This window comes from Pontibacter mucosus (assembly GCF_003054055.1).
In the GTDB taxonomy this organism is placed as follows: Bacteria; Bacteroidota; Bacteroidia; order Cytophagales; family Hymenobacteraceae; genus Pontibacter; species Pontibacter mucosus.
Genome location: NZ_QBKI01000001.1, coordinates 25,883 through 49,858, shown reverse-complemented (window position 1 = coordinate 49,858; position 23,976 = coordinate 25,883). Strand labels below are relative to the sequence as shown.

Sequence of the window (23,976 nt, the reverse complement as noted above, 5' to 3'; positions counted from 1 at the left end):
AAAGGAGTTCCTGTGTTAAGGGAGTTTGTGCTTTTACTTTGGCTATACTTTATACTTGCTGGTTTATACTTTCCTAGCCGCTGCTTACTTCCACTTGACACAAGCTATCCTCTCTAGCCTCTGTTCATCCTCCAGCCCCACAAACCTAAAGTTGCACTTATACTTTCTGCCCTCCCAGGCCGGGAGGCCTCGCCTTGGGGGTAGGGGCCCTCGATAAGGGCATCGCGCGGTGTGCCTGAAGCTGCTCCTCGCTCCGCTGCGGGCTGCCCTTACGGGCACCGGAAATCTACAAGGCGCTCAACCCAAAGGCTGGGAAGCAGTTCGATAGCCCCTGCCTTTGCTGTCATCTCGACCTTCGGGAGAGATCTGAAGAGAATTCCCGATAGATCTCTCGCGCTGCTCGAGATGACAGAGAGAAGTAAGTATAACTGTCCCCTGGAGGGGACCATAGGGGTGTAATCATTAGTCGGAAAACTCCCCTCCTTGGCCAAGGAGGGGCAGGGGTGGTTGGACCCGGTATTGTATAAAACTCCCTCCCCTGTTTTGGGGGTAGGGGCCCTCGACAAAAGGGGAGGGTTGGGGAGAGGTAAACTACTAAAAGCAAAAACCCGCCCTGAGCAACTAGCTCAAGGCGGGTTTTATAGACAGATTATACTTTACTAGCGCTGCTGCAGCTGTGCAAACTCTTTGGCGAAGTAGGAGAGGATAATGTCTGCGCCGGCGCGTTTTATACTTAGCAGACTCTCCAGCATCGCTTTCTCACCGTCCAACCAGCCTTTCTGGGCGGCGGCTTTTACCATGGCGTACTCGCCGCTTACGTTGTAGGCAGCGATAGGCAGGTGCGAGTTCTCGCGCAGCGATTTGATAATGTCCAGGTACGCCAGGGCAGGCTTTACCATCAGGTAGTCGGCGCCTTCGGCAATGTCCAGTTCAGCCTCCAGCAGGGCTTCGCGGCTGTTGGCCGGGTTCATCTGGTAAGTTTTCTTGTCGCCTTTTTTGGGGGCAGAGCTCAGGGCGTCGCGGAAGGGGCCGTAGAAGGCGCTGGCATACTTGGCGGTGTAGCTCATGATGCCCACGTGCTGGTAACCATTCTCGTCGAGCACATGACGCAGGTGCGCCACGCGGCCGTCCATCATATCCGAAGGGGCTACCACATCAGCGCCTGCCTCTGCCTGCGCCAGGGCCATTTTGCCCAGTACTTCCAGGGTTTCGTCGTTGAGAATCACACCATTCTCCACAATACCGTCGTGGCCGTCGGAGCTGTAAGGGTCCATGGCTACGTCAGAGAAAATCGCCACGTCGGGGAAGTTCTTCTTTATCTCGCGGATGGCTCTGGCGTAGAGGCCCTCCGGGTTGTGGCTTTGGGAGGCATACTTGTCCTTCAGCTGCTCCGGTATACTCGGGAACGGCGCAAAGGCCTTGATGCCCAGATCCACGCAGGCTGCCACTTCTTCCTGCAGCGTATCGATAGAGAAGCGGTTGATACCTGGCATAGAGGCCACCTCCACGCGCTGGTTTTGCCCCTCGATTACGAAGAGCGGGTATATGAAATCATTGATTCCCAGTGTTGTTTCCTGCACCAGGTTGCGGATAGCTTCCGTCTGGCGGTTACGTCTTGGTCTTCTGATCATAAGTATAAATTTTTACAGAAATTCCTTCTGTTTTGGGTTCGTGCAAAGGTACAGCATTAATGGCAGAAAAGCGCTGCGTTTGTCGGAATAGAGGTGCTTTCTGTCTGGAGATAGTTATAGCAGCAACACTTTTCGCTGCTATACCAGCTTAATTCCCTTCTGAACTCGACTAAATCAAACAAATGCACCCATTCCTGAAAAAGTGGATTAAACGTGCATCAGGAATGGTAGCCTCCCTGCCAGAAAGCAGCCTTAGTGCTCGTCCTCATCCGGCAGAATCTCCACATCCTGCACCAGCACGAAGTTCTCTATCTCGCGGGCTCTTGGGGTATTGGCCAGACCGCCCTCGGCTGTCTCTTTATACTTGCGTTCCATACTTTCGCCTACCTCGCCAAGGGCCGATACGCACTGGTCTACCGGAATAACCGGGTCTACGCCGGCAATGGCCAGCTGGGCCGAAGAAAAGGCAATGGCAGCCGCACTGGCGTTGCGCACAATGCAGGGCACTTCCACCAGGCCCGCCACCGGGTCGCACACCAGGCCCAGCATACACTGGATGGTAATAGCCACCGCATTGAACACCTGATCTACCGTGCCGCCGAGGCAATAGACAATGCCGCCCGCCGCCATCGCGGCCGCACTGCCCGTTTCGGCCTGGCAGCCACCCACGGCACCAGCCAGGGAGGCGTTCTGCTCAATAATCAGGGCGATGCCGGCTGCCACCAGCAGGGCCTCGTGTATTTTTCGGTCCTCCAGCCCGTGCAGCTCCTGCAGGGTAGTAAGCGTGCCCGGGAGTATACCGGAGGCACCGGCCGTTGGCGCAGCCACCACGCGGCCCATGCAGGAGTTTACCTCCTTGGCCCCCAGCGCTCGCGACACGAGCATCTGGAACTCCGGCGAGAGCACCGTAACCGGCGATTTAGCCACCTTTTTGGCCCCGTTATTCACCATGCCGGATCGGGAGCGCATGTCCTCGCTCAGGCCGGTTTTCACGGCGTCTTTCATCACGTCGTAGGCCTTGGCTATGTTCTCCCAGATAAACTCCTCGGTGCGGTCTTTCTGCTCTATCTCATACTCCAGCACGGGCTGGTATAGCGGTTCGCCGGTTTCAGCGCAGTGCTGTTGCCAGCTTTTAAAATCTGTGAATAGTAGTGACATGGTTCTTAACTCCTTCCTGGTTGTGTTTGAGCGGGCAAATGTCCCGTATCCTGTATACAAGTATACGTGTTTAAATGATAACAAATGAGGGCAGGGTTAATGTTCTGCACCGCCAAAGTATAAACAGCATAACCATGGATTGTTCTTCCCGTTTTCTCTGAGCAGGAACAAGGTTATACTTTATACTTGGATGATGGAAGAGAAAGCGAAGAAGCGTGTGGCCATACGCGTGCACGGCAAGGTGCAGGGTGTTTTTTTCAGGGCAAGCACGCAGGAGAAGGCGCAGCAGCTGGGCCTGACAGGCTTTGTGCAGAACGAGCCCGACGGCACCGTATACTTAGAAGCCGAGGGAGAGCCGCAGGTACTGGAAATGCTGGAAGCCTGGGTACGCGTAGGGCCGAGGCGCGCGCAGGTAGAGAAGGTAGAGGTGGAGGAGAAGCAGGAGCTGAAGGGGTTTGGAGATTTTGAGCAGCGGAGGTAAGTGGAGTTGGAATACGTGTGATTAAATATTAGCTTTATTCTATGCGCTTGCCCCTTACCCAGAACTAATGAGCACAAGAATTCTTCACTGTTCCACTGCTGTTGAGAACTACAACATGTGTATCGAGCACAGTGTAGCAGGCTTCTCAAACCGGGCTGCTCAGCCAGATGATTTGGTTTACCTTGCAGTAAAGGTGGGGAAGAAGACTTTGTGCGGCGCTCGCTTTAAGCTTCATGAAATAACTAACCACAAGCCCTGGCCTGATGGAGAGAGGTATGTACATGTTCTAAGTATAAAAGACGTTGAATTCTGCCAGCCGTTCGATATGGCTGTTCTGTCAGAAGTAGGAGGGAAGTACTGGAGCATGATGTATGTGCAGGCATCAAAAACTATCCGTGACAAAGCAGCCTGTGATTTATTAGACCAAACATTCAGCGCTAATAAGGCCGAGCATTTCATACCTTTTGAAGTTGCTTCACCTCTACCTATCGAAAGCGTAGAGCCAACTACAACTACCATTAATGGAACGATAGACGACGCACCGCTTACGCGGGATTCAATAAAGATTCAGGCAAAGCTTGCAGAAATTGGAGACCGCATGGGGTATAATATCTGGCTGCCCAGGAATGATAGAAACCGGGTCTTGGAGTTGTGGAAACCTAGCTTAGGCGCCATATTGGAGGGGCTCCCGCTAAACTATGATACTGATACGATTAGCACTATCGAGAATATTGATGTGCTCTGGATACAAGGTAGAACAATTGTTCGCGCCTTCGAGGTGGAGCATACCACTTCTGTTTATTCGGGCATACTTAGAATGGCAGATTTAATGGCTCTTCAGCCTAATCTAAGTATAAAAGCACATATTGTAGCGCCTGTAGAGAGAAGAGCAAAAGTAATGCAAGAGCTGTCGAGGCCGGTTTTCAGGCATATACTGGCTAACTCATGTACATTTGTTTCTTACTCTTCCATCGAGGAATTGGCAAGTGAGAAAAGGCTCGAGTTTATGACGGATGCTGTACTAAAAGTATATTCTGAGTCGCCGAAAGACTTTATTTTAGGCTAACCTCCTAATTCCTATTCTCCTCCTGCAAATCCCATATTTCAGATCACCATCAGCAAAAAAACACGCCTGACGCAGGAGTAGTAACCCAGCGTCAGGCGTTTATGGTATGAGCAGCGCTTTACAGGCTGTTGTAGTGATCTACCAACTTAATGATATCGCTGTCGTTGCGCAGGTTCAGGCGGTTTTCTTTCATGTATTTTTCTAGCGCGGGAGCTTTGTCAGGGAGTGCGTTGAGTATGGACTTTTTGTCTTGCTTTACTTTTTCTAGTTTGTCGGCCTTTGCAACATAATAAGAGGTATTCTCCTGAAACTTCTTCACTTTTGTGGCAGTACCATAAGGTGTCTCCTCGAAAATGGTCTTAGAGTACCTCTTCAGCAGTTGAGTATCACCATCAGCTAAAACCTCATAGAAAGCACCTGCACTGGCGCCATCAACAGGAGCATAACCCTTACGGAAGTTTCTTTTAGCTTCTTTGACACCGTCCTCACCCAGAGAGAAAGTAAACATCACTACAGGCTGAAGAAATGCCTGCGCCTGTCCTTGATCATTTCTGAATATTACCTCATCAGTGATTTGGTCATACATAAGAGCCATACCTTCAAATGTAGTCCCGTCGGCTAAAGTAACATTGCCTTTCTTCCAATCATCGAATAGATAAGGAGAGCCTTGAACATCTACATATTGCTTGGCCTGGATGGGCTTACCCATTACATCTACGATTGCAGTTTGAGCTGAGGCGTCCATATATGCACTAATGAAGACAAGGGATAGAACCAGGAGGATTAGTTTTGTTTTCATATTTCATAGGTTTTTGGTTAGTTAAATATAGTATTATTGTTTTAAATAACAAAATATCTTGATTAGGTTGGATTAATGATGTTGAGGGTGTGCGCAGAATCTGATTAACGTTACAGATTAGAGCGTGTAACCTGCTGTATCTTTGTGCTGTACTACCTAAGACTATGAAACACATTACCACATTAGAGCAACTATCGAAATCTGTCAGGCATTTGTCGGAAACCGTGGCCCACAGCTTCGAGTCAATGAGTCTGGTGGATTTGAACTATAAACCTGCCCCCAATAGCTGGAGCATGCTGCAATGCCTGGAGCATTTGAACCGCTACAGTCGCTACTATAACTCTGCATTGGCCAAGGCCATCGCGCAGCATACCGGCGAGCAAGCCCACCTGGGAAGTATAAGCTACAGCTGGCTGGGAAAAAAATCGGTGGAGATGGTGCGGCCCCAGAACACCAAAAAGCACAAAACGGTGAGGCACATGAACCCCAACACCAGCCAGCTGAACCGTGCTACTGTAGGGGAGTTTCTGCAGCATCAGCAGGAGTTGCTGCAGCTGATCTATGATGCCCGGAAGGTGGACCTGAATAAGAAGGCGGTGCCGGTGGAGTTTTTTAAGCTGCTGAAGCTGCGGATAGGGGAGGCGCTGGAGTTTGTGGTGCTGCACCAGGAGCGGCACGTGCAGCAGGCGCTACGCGTGAAGCAACACCTGGCGCAACAGGCAGCAGCTTAAGAAGTATACCCTTTTATACTTTGGCCGGACTAAAACTCACCTGCACCTCCTGCTTCTCACCGGAATGGATATCCACAGTAAACAACTGATGGCTGTTGGTGCTGGTTACCCATAGCTGCCTGTTCAGGAAAATGATGTCGTTGGGTTCATGGAGGCCGCTGGTGAGGGTGCGTACGCGCCTGCGCTGCACATCCAGCACTTTGATCTTCCCATTGTAGGTGTCGGCAATGTACACGTTGCTGTCTATTATCTCCAGGCCAACGCAATGCTGTAGCAACGCATCGTCGGCATCGCCATCTACATCGCCAAAGTCGAAGAGGCCCCTGCCCAGCGGGGTATGCACCATGCCGGTCTCCATGTTCACGGTGCGGATGGCGCTGGCCTCGGCATCGGCCACGTAAAGTATAGGGCCACTATGCGCCAAACCACTGGGCTGGTTAAAGGCAGCTTCGCGCAGCGGCCCATCGGTAAGCGCCTCGCGGCCGCTGCCGGCGTAGCGGTATACTTTCTCGGTAGCTAAGTCCATGCGCAGAATCTGGTGGTTGCCGGCGTTCGCAATATAAAGATGCTCGCCCAAAATAAGCAGGTCCCAGGGGTTGTTGGGGTTCACGGGCTCGTCCAGTTTGTCATCCAGGAAGTAGTAACCCAGCTCGCCGGTGCCGGCTGCCGTACTTACCTGCTTTGCTTCTAAATCAACTTTTCGAATAGCATTGTTCTTGGCGTCGGCCACGTAAATTATACTTTCGTGAAGCGCCAGTCCGTGTGGCTCGTAAAAGGTAGCCTCCGCGTAGCTGCCATTGTCGAAGCCCTGCCTGCCGCTGCCGATCGCCTCCAGCACCTGTCCTTGTTGGTTTAGTTTGAGGATGCGGTTATGGCCGCTGTCGGAGAGGTAAATGTTGCCCTCTGCGTCACTGATAAGCTTGGAGGGGAAGTATAAACTCTGCTCTGGGTTGCCGTCATGCTCCACGTGGAAACGAATCGGCTCGCGGTTCAAGACATCCTTATACTCTTCTATTAGTCGCTCTATGTAAGGCTGCACCGTTTGGTACACGCCTTCGCCGGCATGCTGGCCGACTACCTTGCCGTTGGGGGCTATGAGTACGGTGGTAGGCCAGGCACGCACGCCGTACTGGTTCCAGATTTTATAGTCCGCGTCGTTTACCACCGGGTGCTCGATGCCGAACTTGCGGATGGCCTGCAAAATGGTTTCGTTCTGCTTCTCCGCGTCGAACTTGGCCGAGTGGACGCCCACTACCACCAGCACATCGGCATACTCCTCCTCCAGCCGCTTCAGGTCGGGCACGATGTGCTGGCAGTTAATGCAGCCAAAGGTCCAGAAGTCGAGCAGCACGATTTTGCCAGCAAAGTCTTTGATGGACCAGCTCCTGTCGGTGTTGAGCCAGCCATGTATGGTGTTTATCTCTGGTGCGTTTACGCGTCCGGTAAGCATGGTTTAAAGTATGGTTTCGAGTTTGAAGGCTGCTATAGCTGTTACAGGTTTGTGGGGTGTTTTGTTTACTCCGCCCTAGGCCTCCCCTAAAAACAGGGGAGGGAGTTTTGTAGGACCGGGGCCAACCACCCCTGCCCCTCCTTAGCCAAGGAGGGGAGCTCTGTGATTACTGCTGCTGAAGTATAAGTTTTATAGTTTCTATTTTTGTATCAGCAGAAGTATAAACCCACCCCAGCCCCTCCAAGGAGGGGAATTGTCTGCAGCCGATTAACATCCCCCTACCCCCTTCGAAGGGGGACTTTAGCTGAAGCTCCGTTAGCCGTGGCTATCGAATGCTTCCCAGCCTTTGGGTGGGGGTAGGGGCCCTCGTATAAAGAGCGCCTTGTAGATTTCTGGTGCCGCCTTAGCGGCATTGCGGAGCAAAGGAAATGTACACCGCGCGATGCCCGAAGGCGAGGCCTCCCGGCCTGGGAGGGCACCAAAGTATAGATGAAACTGTAGGTTCGTGGGGCTGGAGGAGGAACGGCAGCTAATAAGGATAGCTTGGGTCAAGCGGAAGGAAGCAGCGGCTAGGAAAGTATAAGCTGGCAAGTATAAAAGACACGAGCTACAAGCTCGCGCCAGCGAAAGTAAAGTATAAATTGGCAAGTATAAAAGTATAGCTGGAGCAAGTTTAGAAGTATGGCTTTCCAAGCCAGTCAAGTTGCAAACTTGACCTCATCATAGGACACAAGTCTGAAGACTTGCGCCATGGAAGAGGTAGCGGCACATGCGGTCGCTTACACCATCTTAAAGCCTCTTTTAGAGGAGGGGTAGAGATTTTATCGTACTTTTGCTTAAACACCTGCGGCACAATGGCAGAAAACTATATCTCAGACTTCGGAACCATCCTGCTCTTTCTGGTAGGCGGGGCTATTTTTGTGGTGATCGGTCTGCTCACCAGCAAGCTGCTGCGCCCGAAAAATCCGAACCCGGAGAAACTGGCTACTTACGAGTCGGGCGAGGAGCCGATTGGCAATGCCTGGGTGCAGTTTAACCCGCGCTTTTACGTGGTGGCGCTCATCTTCATCATTTTTGATGTGGAGCTGGCTTTCCTGTTTCCGTGGGCCACCGTGTTCGGGCGCAAAGACTTGATAGAAGCCACAGACGGCGTGTGGGGGTGGTTTTCGCTGGTGGAGATGTTCATCTTTATAGGGGTGCTTATACTTGGCCTGGCTTATGCCTGGGCCAAAGGGCACCTGGACTGGATAAAGCCGAAGCCTATACTTCCGCAGAGCCGCTCAACCATACCAATGGACGTGTACCAGCGCGTGAACGAGCGAAAGTATGACCTGAAGGCAAAAGACGCAGGACAAACCGAAGTATAATTCATGATTAGTCATTCATCATTCTTAATTATAAAACGTGGATAAGACAGGAGAAGGCGGCGTAGTTATCACCAAACTCGACGATCTGCTCAATTGGGCGCGATTAACCTCGCTGTTCCCGATGGGCTTCGGCTTGGCTTGTTGCGCCATTGAGATGATGGGTGCTTATGCCTCGGGTTATGATCTGGACCGCTTCGGTATTATACCGCGTGCCTCGCCGCGCCAGTCGGATGTGATGATTGTGGCCGGAACGGTTACCTTTAAAATGGCCGACCGCGTGCGCCGCCTCTACGAGCAGATGCCCGAGCCGCGCTACGTGATCTCAATGGGAAGCTGCTCTAACTGCGGTGGCCCCTACTGGGAGCACGGTTACCATGTGGTGAAGGGCGTGGACAGGATCATTCCGGTGGATGTGTACGTGCCGGGCTGCCCGCCAAGGCCGGAGGCGCTGATTGGCGGCTTCTTAAAGCTGCAGGAGATCATCCGCCAGGAAACCATTCGTGCGCCAAGAGCCGTGCAGCAAATTATGGAGAAGCGTGCGCAGCAAGGCCAGCCGGTAGTTGATGCTGATAAAGTATCCTAATTCACTCAATCGCTCAATCAATCAGAATTATGACTTTCGGGGAGCTACAGCAGTTTATACTTGATAGATTTGGCGCAGCGGTTATACTGGAAGCAGAGGCCGATGCCCTGCAGCCATACCTGGTGCTTCAGCCGGAGCGCCTGCCAGAGGTGTGCCTGGAGCTCCACGACAGCGAGCAAACGTACTTTGATTACCTTTCCTGCCTGACAGGCATGGACAACGGGCCGGAGGCCGGTACCATGGAGGTGATTTATACTTTGTACTCGATTCCCTACGACCATCACCTGACGCTGAAAGTACGGGTGCCGCGTAATAACACGCCGGAGGAAGTGATACCGCAGGTGCCCACCGTTAGCCACATCTGGCGCACCGCCGACTGGCACGAGCGCGAGGTGTTCGATATGTTCGGCATCTACTTTACAGATCATCCCGACATGCGCCGCATCCTCTGCGCCGCCGACTGGGAGGGCCACCCGCTCCGCAAGGATTACCAACTGCAGGACTACTACCACGGCATTAAAGTGCCCTACGACCAGCACAACGAGAACAACGGCTTCCGGGGTGAGCCGGTTATACTTACCCAGCAACCACCCGCCGAGCAGTTTCCGGATAAGCGGGAGAAGCCGGATTAAGGGAGAGTTATACTTTATACTTTTCTGGCGCAAGCGTCCGCTTGTGCATTTATACTCTTGTTTATACTTTCTTAGCCCCTGCTTCTCGCAACTGGAGCTAAGCTATCCTTACTAGCCTCTGTTCCTCCTCCAGGCTTACAAACCTACTGTTTCATCTCTGGCTTTGGCTCCCTCCAGGCCGGGAGGCCTCGCCTTCGGGCATCGCGCGGTGTACATTTCTTTTGCTCCGCAATGCCGCTAAGGCGGCACCAGAAATCTACAAGGCGCTCAACCCAAAGGCTGGGAACAGATTCGATAGCCACGGCTAATGATGTCATCTCGACCTTTGGGAGAGATCTGAATAGAACTCCAGCCAGATCTCTCCCGATGGTCGAGATGACAGTAGGAGCAACAGAACTCCCTCCCCTGTTTTTAGGGGAGGGCTGGGGTGGGGTGAAATTCCCCTCCTTGGACAAGGAGGGGTTAGGGGTGGTTGGACCCGGTGCTGCAGAGAAACAAAAAAGGCCGCCGGTTATACTTCCGGCGGCCTTTGGTTTATACTTACTGCACGTTCTTAAAGAAGGTGGGCGAGTTGCCGTAGAGCGGGGTTTTGCCGTCCCACTTCTCGATGAATTGCTGCTGGATGAGCAGGGGCGTGAGCGTGCGCTGGCGCAGTTCGTTGGCGCGGGCTTCGGCCTCGGCTTCCACTATTTTCTTGCGGGCCTGGGCTTCGGCTACCTTCAGCTCGTTTTCTACCTGCATGGCCTGCTGCACGGCTTTGTTTTTCAGGTTTACGGCCTGCACAATCACCTCGGGGTACTGCAAACCGCTGGTCATCTGCTCCAGCTCGAAGCCTTCCTTGCGCAGGGCATTGTCCAGGGCTACCTGTACTTTGTCCTCAAAACTCTGGCGGTTCGAGATGATGCTGTCAGTGGTATACTGGTTAAACTGGATGCGGAAGGCGTCGCGGGTATAGTTAAATAAGGTCGTTTTGGTGATCAGCTCAATGTCTTTGCGGTACTTGCTGAAGATGCGGGGGCTCTCACCAGGGCTCACCCGGAAAGAGATGGTCGGATCAACGGTAAAAACAGAACCGTCTTTCGCGTTCACAGTGAAGGCCGGGTAATCCACTGTCTGCACGAAGGTCGGGAATTGGAAAACCTCCTCGGTGAACGGGTTATACCACACGCGCCCGGTTACCAGGTTCACGTCCTGTACGCCTTTATCGGTGCCGTAGAGTTTTACCAGAATCCCCTCATGGCCTGCGTCGATGCGGGTGCAGGAGGTCATGGCGGTTACGGAAAACAGAACGATAAGCAGCACGGCAATGCTCCAGGTAGTGATTTTTCGGTTCATCAGGCTTTTAGTTTGTTAAGGGTAAAACGGATTAAAAGGAAGTTGGCAAGTATAAGCAGTGCCAGCAGCCCAAAGCCAAGTACAACCGAGGCGTCGGATGGCTGGCGGATAAGCGTGACTACTTCGGTATAGGCAAAGACGTCCGCCAGCAGCAGCAGAATGAGTAAAAGGATGTAGGGGAATTTCATTAAGAGTATATTGCAAACACAATATACTAAAAAGCCTTTATTCTATCACTCTCTTAGGGGCGATTGTCTTCAGGAAAGTATAAATAGGTATCATCGCCTGGCCTCTTGGTCACAAACCCAGGCTAGGAAGCAGTACGGACTGCTGCCTAGCTTTTACAGGGAAGACTGGCTTTGGATTTTTGCTGATGTTATGGTAACGTTAGGACCACATTGCCTGTTTTCTGCCCTGTCTCCACATACCTGTAAGCCTCCACAATTTGGTCTAACGTATAGCTGCGGTCAAACACTGGCTTAAACTCCCGGCGCTCCACCAGCTGCTTTAGGAACTCCACATCTGCTTTGCTGATGGTGGGTATCGGGAACATCACCTTCTTGCCCTTTCCGAGCGGCGTGAGCAGGGCCAGGTAAACGTTCTCCCAGTTTTTGCCGAGCTCGGAGGAGAAGTACAGACCCTTTTCCGTCAGCACCGGTTTGCAGTGCCCAAACGACGTTTTCCCGACGGTATCGAACACCACACTATACTTGCGGCCAAGCTGGGCATAATCCTGCTGCGTGTAATCGATAACCTCATCCGCGCCCAACGACTCGACGAGCGGCACATGCCGGGTGTGGCACACGGCCGTGACGTGCGCCCCGAAGTACTTTAGCAGCTGCACCATGGCCGAACCTATGGCACCCGTTGGGCCATACACCAGTACCGCCTGTCCGCGCTTGATTTTTGCTGCCCGGATGTGGCACAGTGCATAGTGGGCTCCTTCTGTAATGGGGGCAGCCTCTTCGTAGGTCAGGCCTTCGGGCATGGTCGTGAAGGGGTCATTTTCCTCCAGGGTGATGTACTGGCCGTGCCCGCCCCACTTCTCGTCGTTAAAGCCGAAGACTTTTTCCCCCACCTTTACGGCTTTCACCGCCTTGCCCACGGCTTCCACCTGCCCGGCGAACTCACAGCCAAGTATCTGGCGCTTGGGCCGGAGCAGGCCGCTCCAGAACCTGGAGATAAAGTACTCGGCGCTTCGGAACCCGCTGTCGGTGCGGTTAACCGTAGAGGCATGGACGCGTATCAGCACCTCATTGTCCTTTGGCTCAGGCTTGGGAACCTCCCTTATACTTACCACGTCGGGTGGCCCATATTGGGTATGTACTGCTGCTTTCATATCCCGTTAAATATAGGGATTATACTTTATACTTGTGGCTAATGTACGTTATGTTTTGGTTAAGAGGACTTTAGGTGTTGCTTGCAGGCATGGGTTTGCAGCAAGTGGCTTTACTTAATATCCCGAATTTCGATTAACCCACCCCTAACCCCTCCAGGGAGGGGAATCATAAAACACTTGCTGAAATTCCCCTCCTGTGGACTACCGAGAACGAGAGTTCGAAGGTAGCGAGCGTAGCTCTAAGGGGGGACTAATAGGAATTACAAGCCAAAACCCGCAGTAGCGGTAGCTTATACTTCAACTCCTTCAGAAAAATAAGATTTGCATGGAGGAGACTTTCCAGAAGGGCATGTACTCCGTCCAACCGAAGAAGAAAGAGAAGAAGAGGTGGATAACGGGCGCCGACAGAAAGCTTAGCACCAGGTACAGGAACGTTTTAGTTTTCCGCAGTTTCAGGACGAATGGCGGCAACAGGACCGTCATCAGCATAGGGATGGGGTAGTATACCCACCAGGACAAACCCCAGGAGGCGCCATACTTGCCAAACAACATCCCCACGATAACCACCCAAACAGAGAGCAGCAGCACCGTATACTTTTTCTGCAGAAATTCCTGCCCCGGCAAAACCGCTCTGATCACGAGAAAGAAAACAAGTAGGGAAGCAAAAATCATGACCGGGAAATGCCACGCTGTGTTCATGCTTTGAGCAGATTAGTTAATTGGCTAGCGTTATAAGGGTACAGCCAGAATGGTAGTAATGGTTGAAGACTGGAGTAGTATAGGCACTATAGTATAAATTCAAGAATCGGTCTTGCAAAAGCCCTAGGCATAGGTAGTATGGCTTTTGCCGTTCCTGAAGAGGAAGTATCCTACCGCCATGTACAGGATAACAGCCACTCCGATGGGGGCTTCCTGCTGCGCATACCAGATGCTGCTGTTCTGCAGCAAGGGGTTTGTAACCATGCCAATCAGGATAAAAGAACCAAAAACCAGCGCAGGAGAAAGAAGCATCGCGATGACCCGCACCAGCACGCTGCGGTTCCGGCTGAGGTAGTACCCTATGCCCGTGGAGCCAATTATCAGCAACACAATACCGGTCGCCATGAAAAAAGCGGCGGCGCCAGAGGTGATAATCCGGCCGTTTGTGGAGACAATGACGGCTAGCTTGATAGCCCAGGCGAGCGTGCCTCCCATCAGAAATAACCCCGCTACCTGCGCCCATCTTGAAAAAAGTAATTTCAACTGCATAAGAATCGGCTTTTGATTGATAAAAAATGACTCCAAAGGAAAGGAACAAGCCTTCGGATAGCCGGGGCATCAGAAAGCCAACAGGGTAGCCGTTTCGGGGTGAAGTATACGCTACAAGGTAGTAGCAGCACGTATGCTAAAGCTATTCGTTCGTAACACTGTGTGTTCTAGCTATACTTGCTTTTCAGGTCAGGTGTGGTAAAGAAAACATACGCAAAAAGAATGGCAAAAGCTGAGTAGATCAGTGCCGCCACCCAAAGGTAGTTCAGGCTTGGGTTCTTGAAGGTTAGCTTGGCCAAAGCAAGTGCGCCGATAACGAAATGGGCCAGGTTGCCAAGGGCCACAGGCCTGCTGTAAATTCCGCCAATCAGGTTTGCCTTGGCGGTCCAGTTTAGCATGGCAAAGCCAAGGTATAGCGCTCCCAGCAGCTGCAAAATAATGGCGGCAGCCTCGGGCATGCCTAAACTGCCGGCAACTTCCTGGGGCAGAAAAGACAGCACCATCCCTGCCGCGCCCATCACGACAGCACTTACGGTCATTAGTAGTTTTGTAGGCATATCCGGTTGTGTTAGGTGAGATGTTTGTACCCTTAGCGCTTGCCAAGAGAAAGTATAAGCGTAAGAAGAGTATAGGCTGTACTCCTGTAGTAGCGGGAAGCTATAGGAAGTATAACTTTAACACAATATACTGAAAACCTTTTGTTCTTTTACTTCCTCGAAGCCAATGGCTTTGTAAAAAGTATGGCTGTCGGTTCTTTTGGTATTACAACGCACCCGCACCTTGCCAACTCCTTTTTGTTTGGCCCACGCGAGCACCTGCTCCACCAGTTTCCGGCCGGCTCCGGTTCTCCGGCAGGTCTCGTCCACCACCAGCCCGCCTATCTCCACAAAAGCCCCCGATTCCAGGTGCAACGTATAAAACCCGTGCACCCAGCCCATCAATTTGTCGCCCAGCACCGCCCCGAAAGTGCAATGGTCTTTATTCTCCAGGATTTCCTGCAGCCATACTTTGGTTTGGTCAACTGATGCCTGGTAGCCGAGTTGGGAGGAGAGGTTAGTGATGGCTTCGGCGTCTGTGAGGGTGAGGGTTCTGAGGTGTGGGTTCATGGTTTGACGCTTTTGCTGTTGCGAGCTTGCTGTTCGTGCATGATTTTGGTGGGAAGTACGAGCTACAAGCTCGCACTAGCGTAAAAAACTATTGTTAGAACGCAAGTAACTCAACTACCTACTTGTGGGTTAGAATCTAAAGCTCCTTCTAGCCATACATCATCTAAATATTGTAACAGTACCTTTTCGTTTATAATCAACAATCGACTCGTCTACAATACACATATAGTTGACAGACCAGTAATATACGCCTGCTGCGCATTCGTTTCCTTTGTACTTCCCATCCCATCCATAGTCTATGTCATCTGTTTCAAAAACCAGTTTCCCCCAGCGGTTAAAGATTTGAAGGTTAAATCGTGCAATCTTGGTAGCAGACTTAAAATAGAATACGTCGTTATAGCCATCTGCATTTGGTGTGAATACGTTGAAGGTTTCCAGAACACAACCAGAAGGTTCCTCTGTTTTCTTCTCAATTATGTTGTCAATCAGTATATTACCGAAATACGTTTGCGGGCCAGCATAATATGCTTCTAGAATCAGAAAGTTAATTTCATCTAATTTAGGGGTAAAGCTAAAATCATAGGTTTGCCAGTTTGTATGGTCTACCGTTGGCGACTCCCATAGTAATTCTGTTTTTTGGCAATCATTAACTCCTCCCCATATCCGGAGAACTGTGGGATTGGCATAGGATATAAAGTCGTAGTTATCACCAGGATGACCTTGCGTGACAGAGTAAGCAAGATCAATACTGAAATTATATTTCTTACCTGCTTTCAGCTTGGAAGATAACTGAATTTGAGCGTCTTCGGTTGTGTTGGCGTAAGGCCCTTGGTTGCCTCTGGTTACTAATCCTAAGTAAGAACTTCCATGAGAAGGTGGGGTTGTTACATTCCAGCCCCCGGGCTGCGTATCTGGTGTACTGTAATAGTGGCACTTTGTCCAGGATGAAGGAATATAGTTTTGGCCAGTGGGGGTACTCTCAAAAGAAGGGTTCGTTATCAGTTGAGCATAGCCTTTGTTGGAGGTGAAAGTAAGTGCTAACAAGAGAATAATTCGAGCAAGTAAGTTCGTTTTCATTTAGTAAATCAAGGTTAGGCTAGTTACTATGCCAGCATCTGCCTATTTACAGTAACAGACTAATAGAAGGAGGCTAGTCAATTATAATATATGCTATAGCTAATATATAAGTTTTTACTTCAAGATGGTACAAGAATTTACTCATTGCAGGGATTAAAAGGAATGTGTCAGGCAAACCCCTGCACAAATCCCCCTTTTTTCCGACCTTTGCTATTCATTCATCATTAGTCATTAATCATTTACCCCGTGTCCTCAACCATCTACAAAAACTACCTGCTGCAGTCGGAGCCGAATAAGTTCAGCCAGGATGAGCTGAAGGCCGGTGAGATGATTGTGAACATGGGGCCGCAGCACCCGAGCACGCACGGCGTACTGCGCCTGGAGGTAGTTACCGACGGCGAGATCATTCAGGAGGTGGTGCCGCACATCGGTTACCTGCACCGCTGTTTCGAGAAGCACGCCGAAAGTATGGCCTACAACCAGACCATCCCCTACGTAGACCGCATGGACTACCTGGCCGCCATGAACTCGGAGCATGTATGGTGCATGGGCGTAGAGAAGCTGCTGGGCATTACGGACCAGATTCCGAAGCGGGTGGAGTACATCCGGGTGCTGGTAACAGAGCTCAACCGCATCGCCTCGCACTTTGTGGCCATCGGCACCTATGCTATCGATATTGGGGCTTTTACGCCGTTCCTGTGGCTGCTGCGCGACCGCGAGCACATTCAGCGCCTGCTGGAGTGGGTGTGCGGGGCGCGGATGCTGTATAACTACATCTGGGTGGGCGGTTTATACTATGATTTGCCTATCGGCTTTGAGGAGCGCTGCCGCGAGTTTATAGACTACCTGCAGCCCAAGCTCGACGAGCTGGACACCATCCTTTTAAGCAATAAGATTTTTATAGACCGCACGGCCAATGTGGGTATACTTCCGTTGGACGTAGCAATCAACTATGGCTGCTCCGGCCCCATGCTGCGCGGCTCCGGCCTGAAGTATGATTTGCGCCGCGTGGATGCCTACAGCGTGTACCCCGAGCTGGACTTTGACGTGCCGATAGGGCAGGGCCTGGCCGGCACCACCGGCGACTGCTGGGACCGCAACTACGTGCGCGCCCTGGAGTGCCGCGAGTCGGTTAAGATCATCTGCCAGTGCCTCGACCAGCTTACCGGCGACTACAAACGCACCCCCGATTTCGACCCGCAAGCAGCTTGCCCCAAGAAAATGCGCATGACCGGCACACAGGAGTTATACTTCCGCGGCGAAACCCCGCGCGGCGAGCTGGGCTACTACTTCCGCACCACCGACCGAAGCGACGTGCCGTTCCGCGCTAAAGGCCGCGCCCCAAGCTTCGTAAACCTCTCCGTACTGCCCGAAATCAGCCGCGGCTGTATGGTAGCCGACCTGATCGCCATCGTCGGCTCTGTGGATATCGTGCTCGGCGAAGTGGATAGGTAGGGGTTATAGTTATTCGTTGCTAGTTATTAGTTGTTGGTGCTGTAGGGACAGGCTGCGACCTATCCGCGTGAGAACGGAGGGCAATGAAACTTATACTTTAGAAATAGCAACTACAGATTCCCCGCCTTGGCTAAGGAGGGGATAAAGGGGTGGTTGGTCCCGGCATTGCAGTAAATCTCGTCCATCATGCTCATTCCGACTTTTCCTTCAACCCACCCCTAGCCCCTCCAAGGAGGGGAATAAGGTACTGCCCAAAGTCCCCCTTTGAAGGGGGTGGGGGGATGATAAGCGTAACCTGATGCCTCCGGCCTCAGTGAAGTCGGAGACTTCACACCACTAACAGGTCACGAGTCTGGAGACTCGCGCTAGAAGAGAGATTGTACGGAAGCTGTAAGTTTGCTGCAGTAGTAAAAGATAAATCCTGTCCATCCCCAAATCCTGCAAATCCTGGTTCAGACCAATAAAAAAGCCTGCTTCATCAGCAGGCTTTTCCTTTATCTTCCGCGTTTCTCTTTCCAGAGCTGGTTAAACGATTTTGGGGCGGCTTGAAGGGGCTCGCGGCGTTTGCTCCAGGAGTCTTTCTGCACGTAGCGCAGCACAAAGTTTTTGATACCGGCAGGGGCCAGGTTCATTAGCGTTCTGCTCTTCATCGCCCTCAGCCATAGCTTAATAGCGGTTCGCTCCTGGCTGTCGGACAACCCCTCGTCTACGCTTTGCTTGCGGTTCAGCAGCAGCAGGTTGTGGATGTTTATCTTAACCGGGCAGACCGAGGTGCAGGCGCCGCACAGGGAGCTGGCAAAACTCAGGTGCTTGTGCTCAGCCATCCCGTCGTAATGCGGCGAGATCACCGAACCGATGGGACCGCTATAGGTAGTCTCGTAAGTATGGCCGCCGATATTCTTGTACACCGGGCATACGTTCAGGCAGGCGCCGCAGCGGATGCAGTTAAGTGCTTCACGCTTCTCGGGCAGAGCCAGCAGGTCAGTGCGCCCGTTGTCGAGCAGCACCACGTACATCTCCTCCGGACCGTCTTTCTCTTTAGCCTGGCGTGGGCCGGTAAAAATGGTGTTATACACTGTTATGCCCTGTCCGGTGCCGCTGGTGCTCAGCAAGGGCCAGAACAGGTCCAGGTCCATAATGGAAGGGATCATCTTCTCGATGCCCACAATAGCGATATGTGTTTTAGGGAAGGCGGTGGAAAGGCGACCATTGCCTTCGTTTTCGGTTACGGCCACGCCACCCACATCGGCAATCAGGAAGTTGCCGCCCGTAATGCCTACCTCCGCCGACGTATACTTTTCGCGCAGCAGCGTACGGGCCACGCCTACCAGTTCCTCGGCGTTGTCGGTAGGGGAGATGCCCAGTTTGCGCACAAACAAGTCCCGGATATCGGTCTTGGACATGTGCATGGCCGGCGTTACGATATGGTAAGGGCGCTGCTCGGCCAACTGCACGATATACTCACCCAGGTCCGTCTCCACGGTTTCGATGCCGTTTTTCTCCAGGTACTCGTTCAGGTGTATCTCCTCGGTCGTCATCGACTTGGATTTAACCACCGAGCGGGCACGCTTGCGCTTCATAATCTCCCCAATCTCCTTTAAAGCCTCCTGTGCATCGCGGGCCCAGATGACCTTGCCGCCACGGGCCGTAAAGTTGGCCTCGAACTCCATCAGGTACTTGTCCAGGTTATTGATGGTCTGGGTTTTGATATAAGAAGCCCGCTCGCGCGCCAGTTCGTGGTCGGAGTACTGGGTAAGGCCGCGCTGCACGGCGGCGTTATACTTGCCGATGTTGAACTTGATGGTGGCGCGGTGCCCCTGGTCGAATGCTTTCGTCTCCGCGTCCTGCAGAAACTGTCTCAGTTTACTCATACTGTATTTCCCCCTGCGTTTTCCAGAGTGAGCCATACTTTAGGCCCTCCCCATAAAACGAAAACACCCTTAAAGGTATAAAGAGTTTGGGAGTTTAGGAGTTAGAGAGTTAAAGAAGTAAAACAAATAATACTTTGTCATCTATACTTCTTTAACTCGTTCTTCTCTAACTCTTAAACTCCCAAACTCTCTAACTGTAAAAGCTTACTTCTTATTGCTGTCCACTACGATTCGATTTTCGCGGTTGGCCAGCTCCCACGCCACGTGGAACGCCAGACGGGACACCTTTTCGGCGCTATCGTAGAGGATCTTGTCGGCATGGTCGCCCGGCTGGTGGTAGTCGTCGTGCACGCCGTTGAAGTAGAACACAATCGGAATACCGTTCTTGGCGAAGTTATAGTGGTCAGAGCGGTAGTAGAAGCGGTTTGGATCGTTCTCGTCGTTGAAAGTATAGTCGAGCTTCAGGTTCACGTACTTCTGGTTCATCTCCTCGTTTATCTGGTGCAGCTCTGAGGAAAGCTTGTCGGCCCCGATCACGTAGATGTAGTTGCTGTCGTTGGTCTTCTCGTAGGTATAATCCATGCGGCCGATCATGTCGATGTTGATGTTGGCTACCGTGTTCTCCAGCGGGAAGATTGGGTTGTTGGCATAGTACTCAGAGCCCAGCAGACCTTTTTCCTCAGCAGTCACCAGCATGAACAACACGCTGCGGCGTGGACCGTAACCGTCTTTCTTGGCCTGGGCAAAGGCCTCGGCCAGCTCAATCACAGCCACTGTGCCGGAGCCGTCGTCGTTGGCGCCGTTAAAGATCTTGTCGCCCTCCAGCGACTCGTCCACGCCCACGTGGTCGTAGTGCGCCGTTACCACGATTACCTCATCTTTTTTATCGGTGCCCTCAATAAAGCCCAGTACGTTTTCCGTTTCCAGCGGCTCAGAAGTTCTGCTCATCAGCACCTTAATGCCGGAGGCAGGCGTGAAAGCAGCTGAGGCAGAAGCCTGCGCCAGTTTATCGGGTGTGGTGCCAAGGATGGCTGCCCCTACGTTTGGCGCGGCAAAAATAGTGGCCGGACGTGTACGGGTGCTGTTCATCTGCGTGATGGAAGGCTGCGAGAGGCGGTGTGAGAAGCGCTCCGCCATTTGCTTGTACTCCTCGGCGCCTAGCACATACACCACGCCTTTGGCTCCTGCTTTCTCAGCGGCGGCGCCAAAGCCACGCATCCTGGTTTCCACCTCGCCCATGGCAAGTTTGGTTAACACCAGTTTCCCGGACGCGTTGCCCTCGGTTATTTGGGCGGCATCGGCCACGTACACAGCCTCCACATTCTGCTCGGTGCTGAACGGCGAAGAGCCAAACGGGAAGAAATCCTGCATCATGGTATACTTCTGGGAGCCTACGGTAATATGGCCCTGGCCCCAGGTGCTTTTCTGCAGGTTAAACGTCTGGTAGTAGGGGTTGGCACTGTTATCCTTTACCGGACCCACCAGGCCATCCTCGCGGAACTCGCGGGCGATGTACTCGGCTGCCATTTTCTGGCCTTTTTCGCCGGTGTTGCGGCCTTCGTACTCGTCAGAGGCGATGATGTACAGGTGCTTGGAAAGGTCTGCCGCCGTAATGGTTTCGGCATATTTGGGGGCCGCTTCGCTCAGCTTGGCCACATCGGTGGTGGGGTTGCTGGCGCTTGGTCCCTTGGCACAGCCGTAGCCGATAGCGGCCAACAGCAGGGCAGCGTAGAGATTATGTCTCTTCATGGTGTAGTTTAGGTGTTTTAAAGTATAAGTATCAAGACAAAAGAAGTTTAGACAAAGGACAAAAGACGTTTAAAGTATAAGCAGTCATGGTTCAGGCGGTTGCTCGTGCATTGTCTATACTTTAACCGGATTGCGCCCCTCGTACTTAAGGCAAACTATAAGTTCAGCTTAGACTTGTACTGATGCCGCGGGTTTAATAAGCCGCACTTACTCCTTTACAATTAGCACGGTGGCAAAGGCGGCTACGCCCTCCTTCTTGCCCACAAAACCCAGGTGCTCGGTCGTGGTGGCCTTGATGGAGATGTCCTCCTCCGGGATGCCCATCACCTCCGCGAGGCAAGCCTTCATGGCCGGGATGTGCGGGTTCACCTTGGGCTCCTGCAGACAGATGGTCGAGTCGATGTTGCCAATCTGGTAGCCTTCGCGGGACAGCAGGTGCACCACCTCCTTTAGCAGGATTTTGGAATCGATGCCTTTATACTTGGGATCTTTGTCGGAGAAGTGGTAGCCAATATCGCGCATGTTGGCGGCACCCAGCAGGGCGTCGCAGATCACGTGTGTCAGTACGTCGGCGTCGGAGTGGCCGAGGGCGCCGTGCGTGTGCGGTATCTTGATGCCGCCGAGCCAGAAATCGAGCCCCTCCTGCAGTTGGTGCACGTCGTAGCCGAAGCCGGTTCTTATTTTCAGTTTCATAGAATGTAAACGGAAGTATGGATAAGTATAATACCTGCGTACAGGTAGCCATAAAAGGTAAATCTAAGCTAAAAATACGATTTTGCCCCACTGCCAAGGCTGATTTTTGAGCATCGGCCTTTCCTATACTTTGGGTTTCGTTACCATTCTTCTGGGAAGTACAGCGTAGCATACGGACAAGTACCTACGCCCATCTATACTTTTGCCGGAAAACTATGGGAACAAGCTGTATGAATAGTTGTACCCTTGAAGCCATACTTTTATACGTGCTTGGCATACTTTATACTTTGTGTCACTCTCTGGCGCAAGTCTTCAGACTTGTGTCTTACAATGATGTCGAGTCTCTGACTAGACTGGCTTGAAAAGCCATACTTGCTCTGGCCAAACGTTATACTTCAGCTATACTTTTTATACTTGCTGATTTATACTTCCTAGCCGCTGCTTCCTTCCACTTGAACCAAGCTATCCTTACTAGCCTCCGTTCATCCTATAGTTCGCACAAACCTATCGTTTCATCTCCAACTTGGCTCCCTCCTAGGCCGGGAGGCCTCGCCTTCGGGCATCGCGCTGTCTACATTTCCTGCCCTCGTTCCTCGGGCTGCCTGCGGCACCGGAAATCTAGAAGGCGCTCAACCCAAAGGCTGGGAAGCATTCGATAGCAAAGCCTCTGCTACTGGAAAGTAAAGTATAAATTAGTAATTCAGAACTGTCCCCTTGAGGGGACTATAGGGGTGTTTATACTTTAACCATAAAACTTGTACTTCAGCCGAAGTAATCACAGACTCCCCTCCTTAGACAAGGAGGGGCAGGGGTGGTTGGACCCGGTCCTTCAGAAACGCGGACAAGGATGTCCGCAGCAGAAGAGGTTCCGGACTCGGATGTCCGGATCAGCAGAATAACTGTTTTTAGGAGAGGCTGGGGAGGGGTGAAAAAGTATAAGTAACTCGCAACTGAAAGTATAAAAAAACGCCCGCTATACTTTAGCGGGCGTTTCCAAGTTATGCAGCAAAGTCAGCTTAGGCTTCCACCTCTGCCAACGTAGGGTAATCCACGTAACCTTCCGGGCCGGGAGCATAGAACTTGCTCTGATCTGGCTGCTGCAGCTCGGCGTTCTGGGCGAAGCGCTCCACCAGGTCCGGGTTAGCTATAAACGGCACGCCGAAAGCCACCAGGTCAGCGTCGCCGTCAGCAATTACTTGGTTGCCGGTTTCCTGGGTAAAGCCGCCGTTAATGATCAGGTTGCCGTTATACTTCGGACGGTAGCGCTTAGCCACCTGCGGCTCGATATGCGGCACATCCTTATTAGCCGGCGAGGCTTCTGTTAGGTGCACGTATGCCAGGCTATACTTGTTCAACTGCTCTACAATGTAGTCGAAGGTCGGGATGGTGTCCTCGTTTACGGTAATGCCAAATCCTCCGTGCATGCTTGGGTTCAGACGCACACCGATACGATGCTGCGGCACCACTTCCTTAATGGCGTCCAGCACCTCGAACAAGATGCGGGCGCGGTTCTCCACAGAGCCTCCGTAGGCATCGGTGCGCACGTTGGCCGTGCTCACGAAGAACTGGTGCAGCAGGTAGCCGTTGGAGGCATGCACTTCCACACCGTCGAAGCCGGCATCGATGGCATTGCGGGCCGCTGTTTTAAAGTCCTGCACAATCTGCTTTATCTCCGGGATGGTCAGCTCGTGCGGTGTAACGGTATCTTTGAAGCCCTCGGGTGTAAAGGCTTTATCGTTGGGGTTGATGGGAGAGGGGGCCACCGGCAGCTTGCCGCCGTGGAAGTCGGGGTGCGACATGCGGCCTACGTGCCACAGCTGCAGGAAAATCTTGCCTCCTTCGGCGTGCACGGCATCAGTTATTTTTTGCCAGCCAGCTACTTGCTCTGCGCTATAAATACCAGGCGTGTTGATATAACCCACAGCCTGCTTCGAGATTTGCGATCCTTCGGTGATAATTAAACCGGCGCTGGCGCGCTGGGCGTAGTACGTAGCCATCAGGTCGTTGGCGGCGTTGTCTTCGTTGTCGGCGCGGCTGCGCGTCATAGGTGCCATCACTACACGGTTCTTCAGCGTCAGGTCGCCTAATGTAATCGGGTTTAAAAGTGGTTGTGACATAATGTAGTTAGAAAGTTAGAGAGTTAGAAAGTTTAGGAGTTACCCTGCCTGCACAATCTTCCTCACTCATAGTTATTAATTTGTAATT

At 52.2% G+C, this 23,976-nt stretch carries 23 protein-coding genes; 7 read left to right on the top strand and 16 right to left on the bottom strand.

Going from position 1 to position 23,976, the window contains the following annotated elements:
* Positions 1–659 precede the first annotated feature (659 nt).
* Both hemB and sdaAA read right to left on the bottom strand, forming a co-directional pair.
* Positions 660–1,631 (bottom strand): porphobilinogen synthase, encoded by a 972-nt coding sequence (gene hemB / locus C8N40_RS00205; RefSeq protein ID WP_211318016.1) that lies wholly within the window; start codon positions 1,629–1,631, stop codon positions 660–662.
* A 252-nt stretch (positions 1,632–1,883) separates the two neighbouring features.
* Positions 1,884–2,789, bottom strand: a complete 906-nt coding sequence (sdaAA, locus tag C8N40_RS00200) for an L-serine ammonia-lyase, iron-sulfur-dependent, subunit alpha (protein WP_108209808.1) — start codon at positions 2,787–2,789, stop codon at positions 1,884–1,886.
* Positions 2,790–2,979: 190 nt separating this feature from the next.
* Between sdaAA and C8N40_RS00195 the strand changes: the two genes are divergently transcribed.
* Positions 2,980–3,270 (top strand): acylphosphatase, encoded by a 291-nt coding sequence (locus tag C8N40_RS00195; protein ID WP_342749940.1) that lies wholly within the window; start codon positions 2,980–2,982, stop codon positions 3,268–3,270.
* Between the two features lie 67 nt (positions 3,271–3,337).
* A complete protein-coding gene (locus C8N40_RS00190) occupies positions 3,338–4,336 on the top strand; it encodes a hypothetical protein (protein ID WP_108209807.1) in 999 nt (332 codons plus the stop codon).
* Positions 4,337–4,454: 118 nt separating this feature from the next.
* On the opposite strand, the gene C8N40_RS00185 is transcribed toward C8N40_RS00190, so the two are convergent.
* Positions 4,455–5,135 (bottom strand): hypothetical protein, encoded by a 681-nt coding sequence (locus C8N40_RS00185; RefSeq protein ID WP_108209806.1) that lies wholly within the window; start codon positions 5,133–5,135, stop codon positions 4,455–4,457.
* Positions 5,136–5,299: 164 nt separating this feature from the next.
* Here C8N40_RS00185 and C8N40_RS00180 point away from each other — a divergent pair, with 164 nt between their 5' ends.
* On the top strand, positions 5,300–5,866 hold the full coding sequence (locus C8N40_RS00180; protein WP_108209805.1) for a DinB family protein: 567 nt from the start codon (positions 5,300–5,302) through the stop codon (positions 5,864–5,866).
* Positions 5,867–5,879: 13 nt separating this feature from the next.
* On the opposite strand, the gene C8N40_RS00175 is transcribed toward C8N40_RS00180, so the two are convergent.
* A complete protein-coding gene (locus C8N40_RS00175) occupies positions 5,880–7,316 on the bottom strand; it encodes a thioredoxin-like domain-containing protein (protein ID WP_108209804.1) in 1,437 nt (478 codons plus the stop codon).
* An 854-nt stretch (positions 7,317–8,170) separates the two neighbouring features.
* Between C8N40_RS00175 and C8N40_RS00170 the strand changes: the two genes are divergently transcribed.
* The 3 genes from C8N40_RS00170 to C8N40_RS00160 are packed head-to-tail and all read left to right on the top strand — an operon-like array spanning position 8,171 to position 9,898.
* Positions 8,171–8,683 carry an NADH-quinone oxidoreductase subunit A gene (locus C8N40_RS00170; RefSeq protein WP_108209803.1) on the top strand — a complete coding sequence of 171 codons (513 nt, stop codon included), beginning with the start codon at positions 8,171–8,173 and terminating at the stop codon, positions 8,681–8,683.
* A 37-nt stretch (positions 8,684–8,720) separates the two neighbouring features.
* The gene (nuoB, locus tag C8N40_RS00165; RefSeq protein WP_108209802.1) at positions 8,721–9,266 is read left to right on the top strand and encodes an NADH-quinone oxidoreductase subunit NuoB; all 546 of its coding nucleotides are present in this window, start codon (positions 8,721–8,723) and stop codon (positions 9,264–9,266) included.
* Positions 9,267–9,295: 29 nt separating this feature from the next.
* A complete protein-coding gene (locus tag C8N40_RS00160; RefSeq protein WP_108209801.1) occupies positions 9,296–9,898 on the top strand; it encodes an NADH-quinone oxidoreductase subunit C in 603 nt (200 codons plus the stop codon).
* A gap of 540 nt (positions 9,899–10,438) precedes the next feature.
* Here the strand turns inward: C8N40_RS00160 and C8N40_RS00155 are convergent.
* The 8 genes from C8N40_RS00155 to C8N40_RS00120 form a co-directional block, all read right to left on the bottom strand.
* Positions 10,439–11,233: an SPFH domain-containing protein gene (locus tag C8N40_RS00155; protein WP_108209800.1), complete on the bottom strand. Its 795-nt coding sequence runs from the start codon at positions 11,231–11,233 to the stop codon at positions 10,439–10,441.
* Positions 11,233–11,421, bottom strand: a complete 189-nt coding sequence (locus C8N40_RS00150) for a hypothetical protein (protein ID WP_108209799.1) — start codon at positions 11,419–11,421, stop codon at positions 11,233–11,235. Before C8N40_RS00150 ends, C8N40_RS00155 begins: the two co-directional genes overlap by 1 nt.
* A gap of 188 nt (positions 11,422–11,609) precedes the next feature.
* Entirely contained in the window at positions 11,610–12,572 is a 963-nt protein-coding gene (locus tag C8N40_RS00145) for an NAD(P)-dependent alcohol dehydrogenase (RefSeq protein ID WP_108209798.1), read from the bottom strand.
* 306 nt (positions 12,573–12,878) lie between these two features.
* Positions 12,879–13,271, bottom strand: a complete 393-nt coding sequence (locus C8N40_RS00140; RefSeq protein ID WP_108209797.1) for a hypothetical protein — start codon at positions 13,269–13,271, stop codon at positions 12,879–12,881.
* A 123-nt stretch (positions 13,272–13,394) separates the two neighbouring features.
* Entirely contained in the window at positions 13,395–13,820 is a 426-nt protein-coding gene (locus tag C8N40_RS00135; RefSeq protein ID WP_146173483.1) for a hypothetical protein, read from the bottom strand.
* A 167-nt stretch (positions 13,821–13,987) separates the two neighbouring features.
* Positions 13,988–14,377 carry a hypothetical protein gene (locus C8N40_RS00130; RefSeq protein ID WP_108209795.1) on the bottom strand — a complete coding sequence of 130 codons (390 nt, stop codon included), beginning with the start codon at positions 14,375–14,377 and terminating at the stop codon, positions 13,988–13,990.
* 117 nt (positions 14,378–14,494) lie between these two features.
* A complete protein-coding gene (locus C8N40_RS00125; protein WP_108209794.1) occupies positions 14,495–14,926 on the bottom strand; it encodes a GNAT family N-acetyltransferase in 432 nt (143 codons plus the stop codon).
* 159 nt (positions 14,927–15,085) lie between these two features.
* Positions 15,086–16,003 carry a T9SS type B sorting domain-containing protein gene (locus tag C8N40_RS00120; protein WP_108209793.1) on the bottom strand — a complete coding sequence of 306 codons (918 nt, stop codon included), beginning with the start codon at positions 16,001–16,003 and terminating at the stop codon, positions 15,086–15,088.
* A 246-nt stretch (positions 16,004–16,249) separates the two neighbouring features.
* Between C8N40_RS00120 and C8N40_RS00115 the strand changes: the two genes are divergently transcribed.
* Complete coding sequence (locus C8N40_RS00115; RefSeq protein WP_108209792.1) at positions 16,250–17,458, top strand: NADH-quinone oxidoreductase subunit D; 1,209 nt, start codon at positions 16,250–16,252, stop codon at positions 17,456–17,458.
* A gap of 494 nt (positions 17,459–17,952) precedes the next feature.
* Here the strand turns inward: C8N40_RS00115 and C8N40_RS00110 are convergent, their stop codons facing one another.
* The 4 genes from C8N40_RS00110 to C8N40_RS00095 form a co-directional block, all read right to left on the bottom strand.
* On the bottom strand, positions 17,953–19,329 hold the full coding sequence (locus tag C8N40_RS00110) for a LutB/LldF family L-lactate oxidation iron-sulfur protein (RefSeq protein WP_108209791.1): 1,377 nt from the start codon (positions 19,327–19,329) through the stop codon (positions 17,953–17,955).
* A gap of 204 nt (positions 19,330–19,533) precedes the next feature.
* The gene (locus C8N40_RS00105; RefSeq protein ID WP_108209790.1) at positions 19,534–21,078 is read right to left on the bottom strand and encodes a M28 family peptidase; all 1,545 of its coding nucleotides are present in this window, start codon (positions 21,076–21,078) and stop codon (positions 19,534–19,536) included.
* A gap of 207 nt (positions 21,079–21,285) precedes the next feature.
* Positions 21,286–21,771 (bottom strand): 2-C-methyl-D-erythritol 2,4-cyclodiphosphate synthase, encoded by a 486-nt coding sequence (gene ispF / locus C8N40_RS00100; protein WP_092100428.1) that lies wholly within the window; start codon positions 21,769–21,771, stop codon positions 21,286–21,288.
* A 1,016-nt stretch (positions 21,772–22,787) separates the two neighbouring features.
* On the bottom strand, positions 22,788–23,888 hold the full coding sequence (locus C8N40_RS00095) for an alkene reductase (RefSeq protein ID WP_108209789.1): 1,101 nt from the start codon (positions 23,886–23,888) through the stop codon (positions 22,788–22,790).
* Between the last annotated feature and the right edge of the window lie 88 nt (positions 23,889–23,976).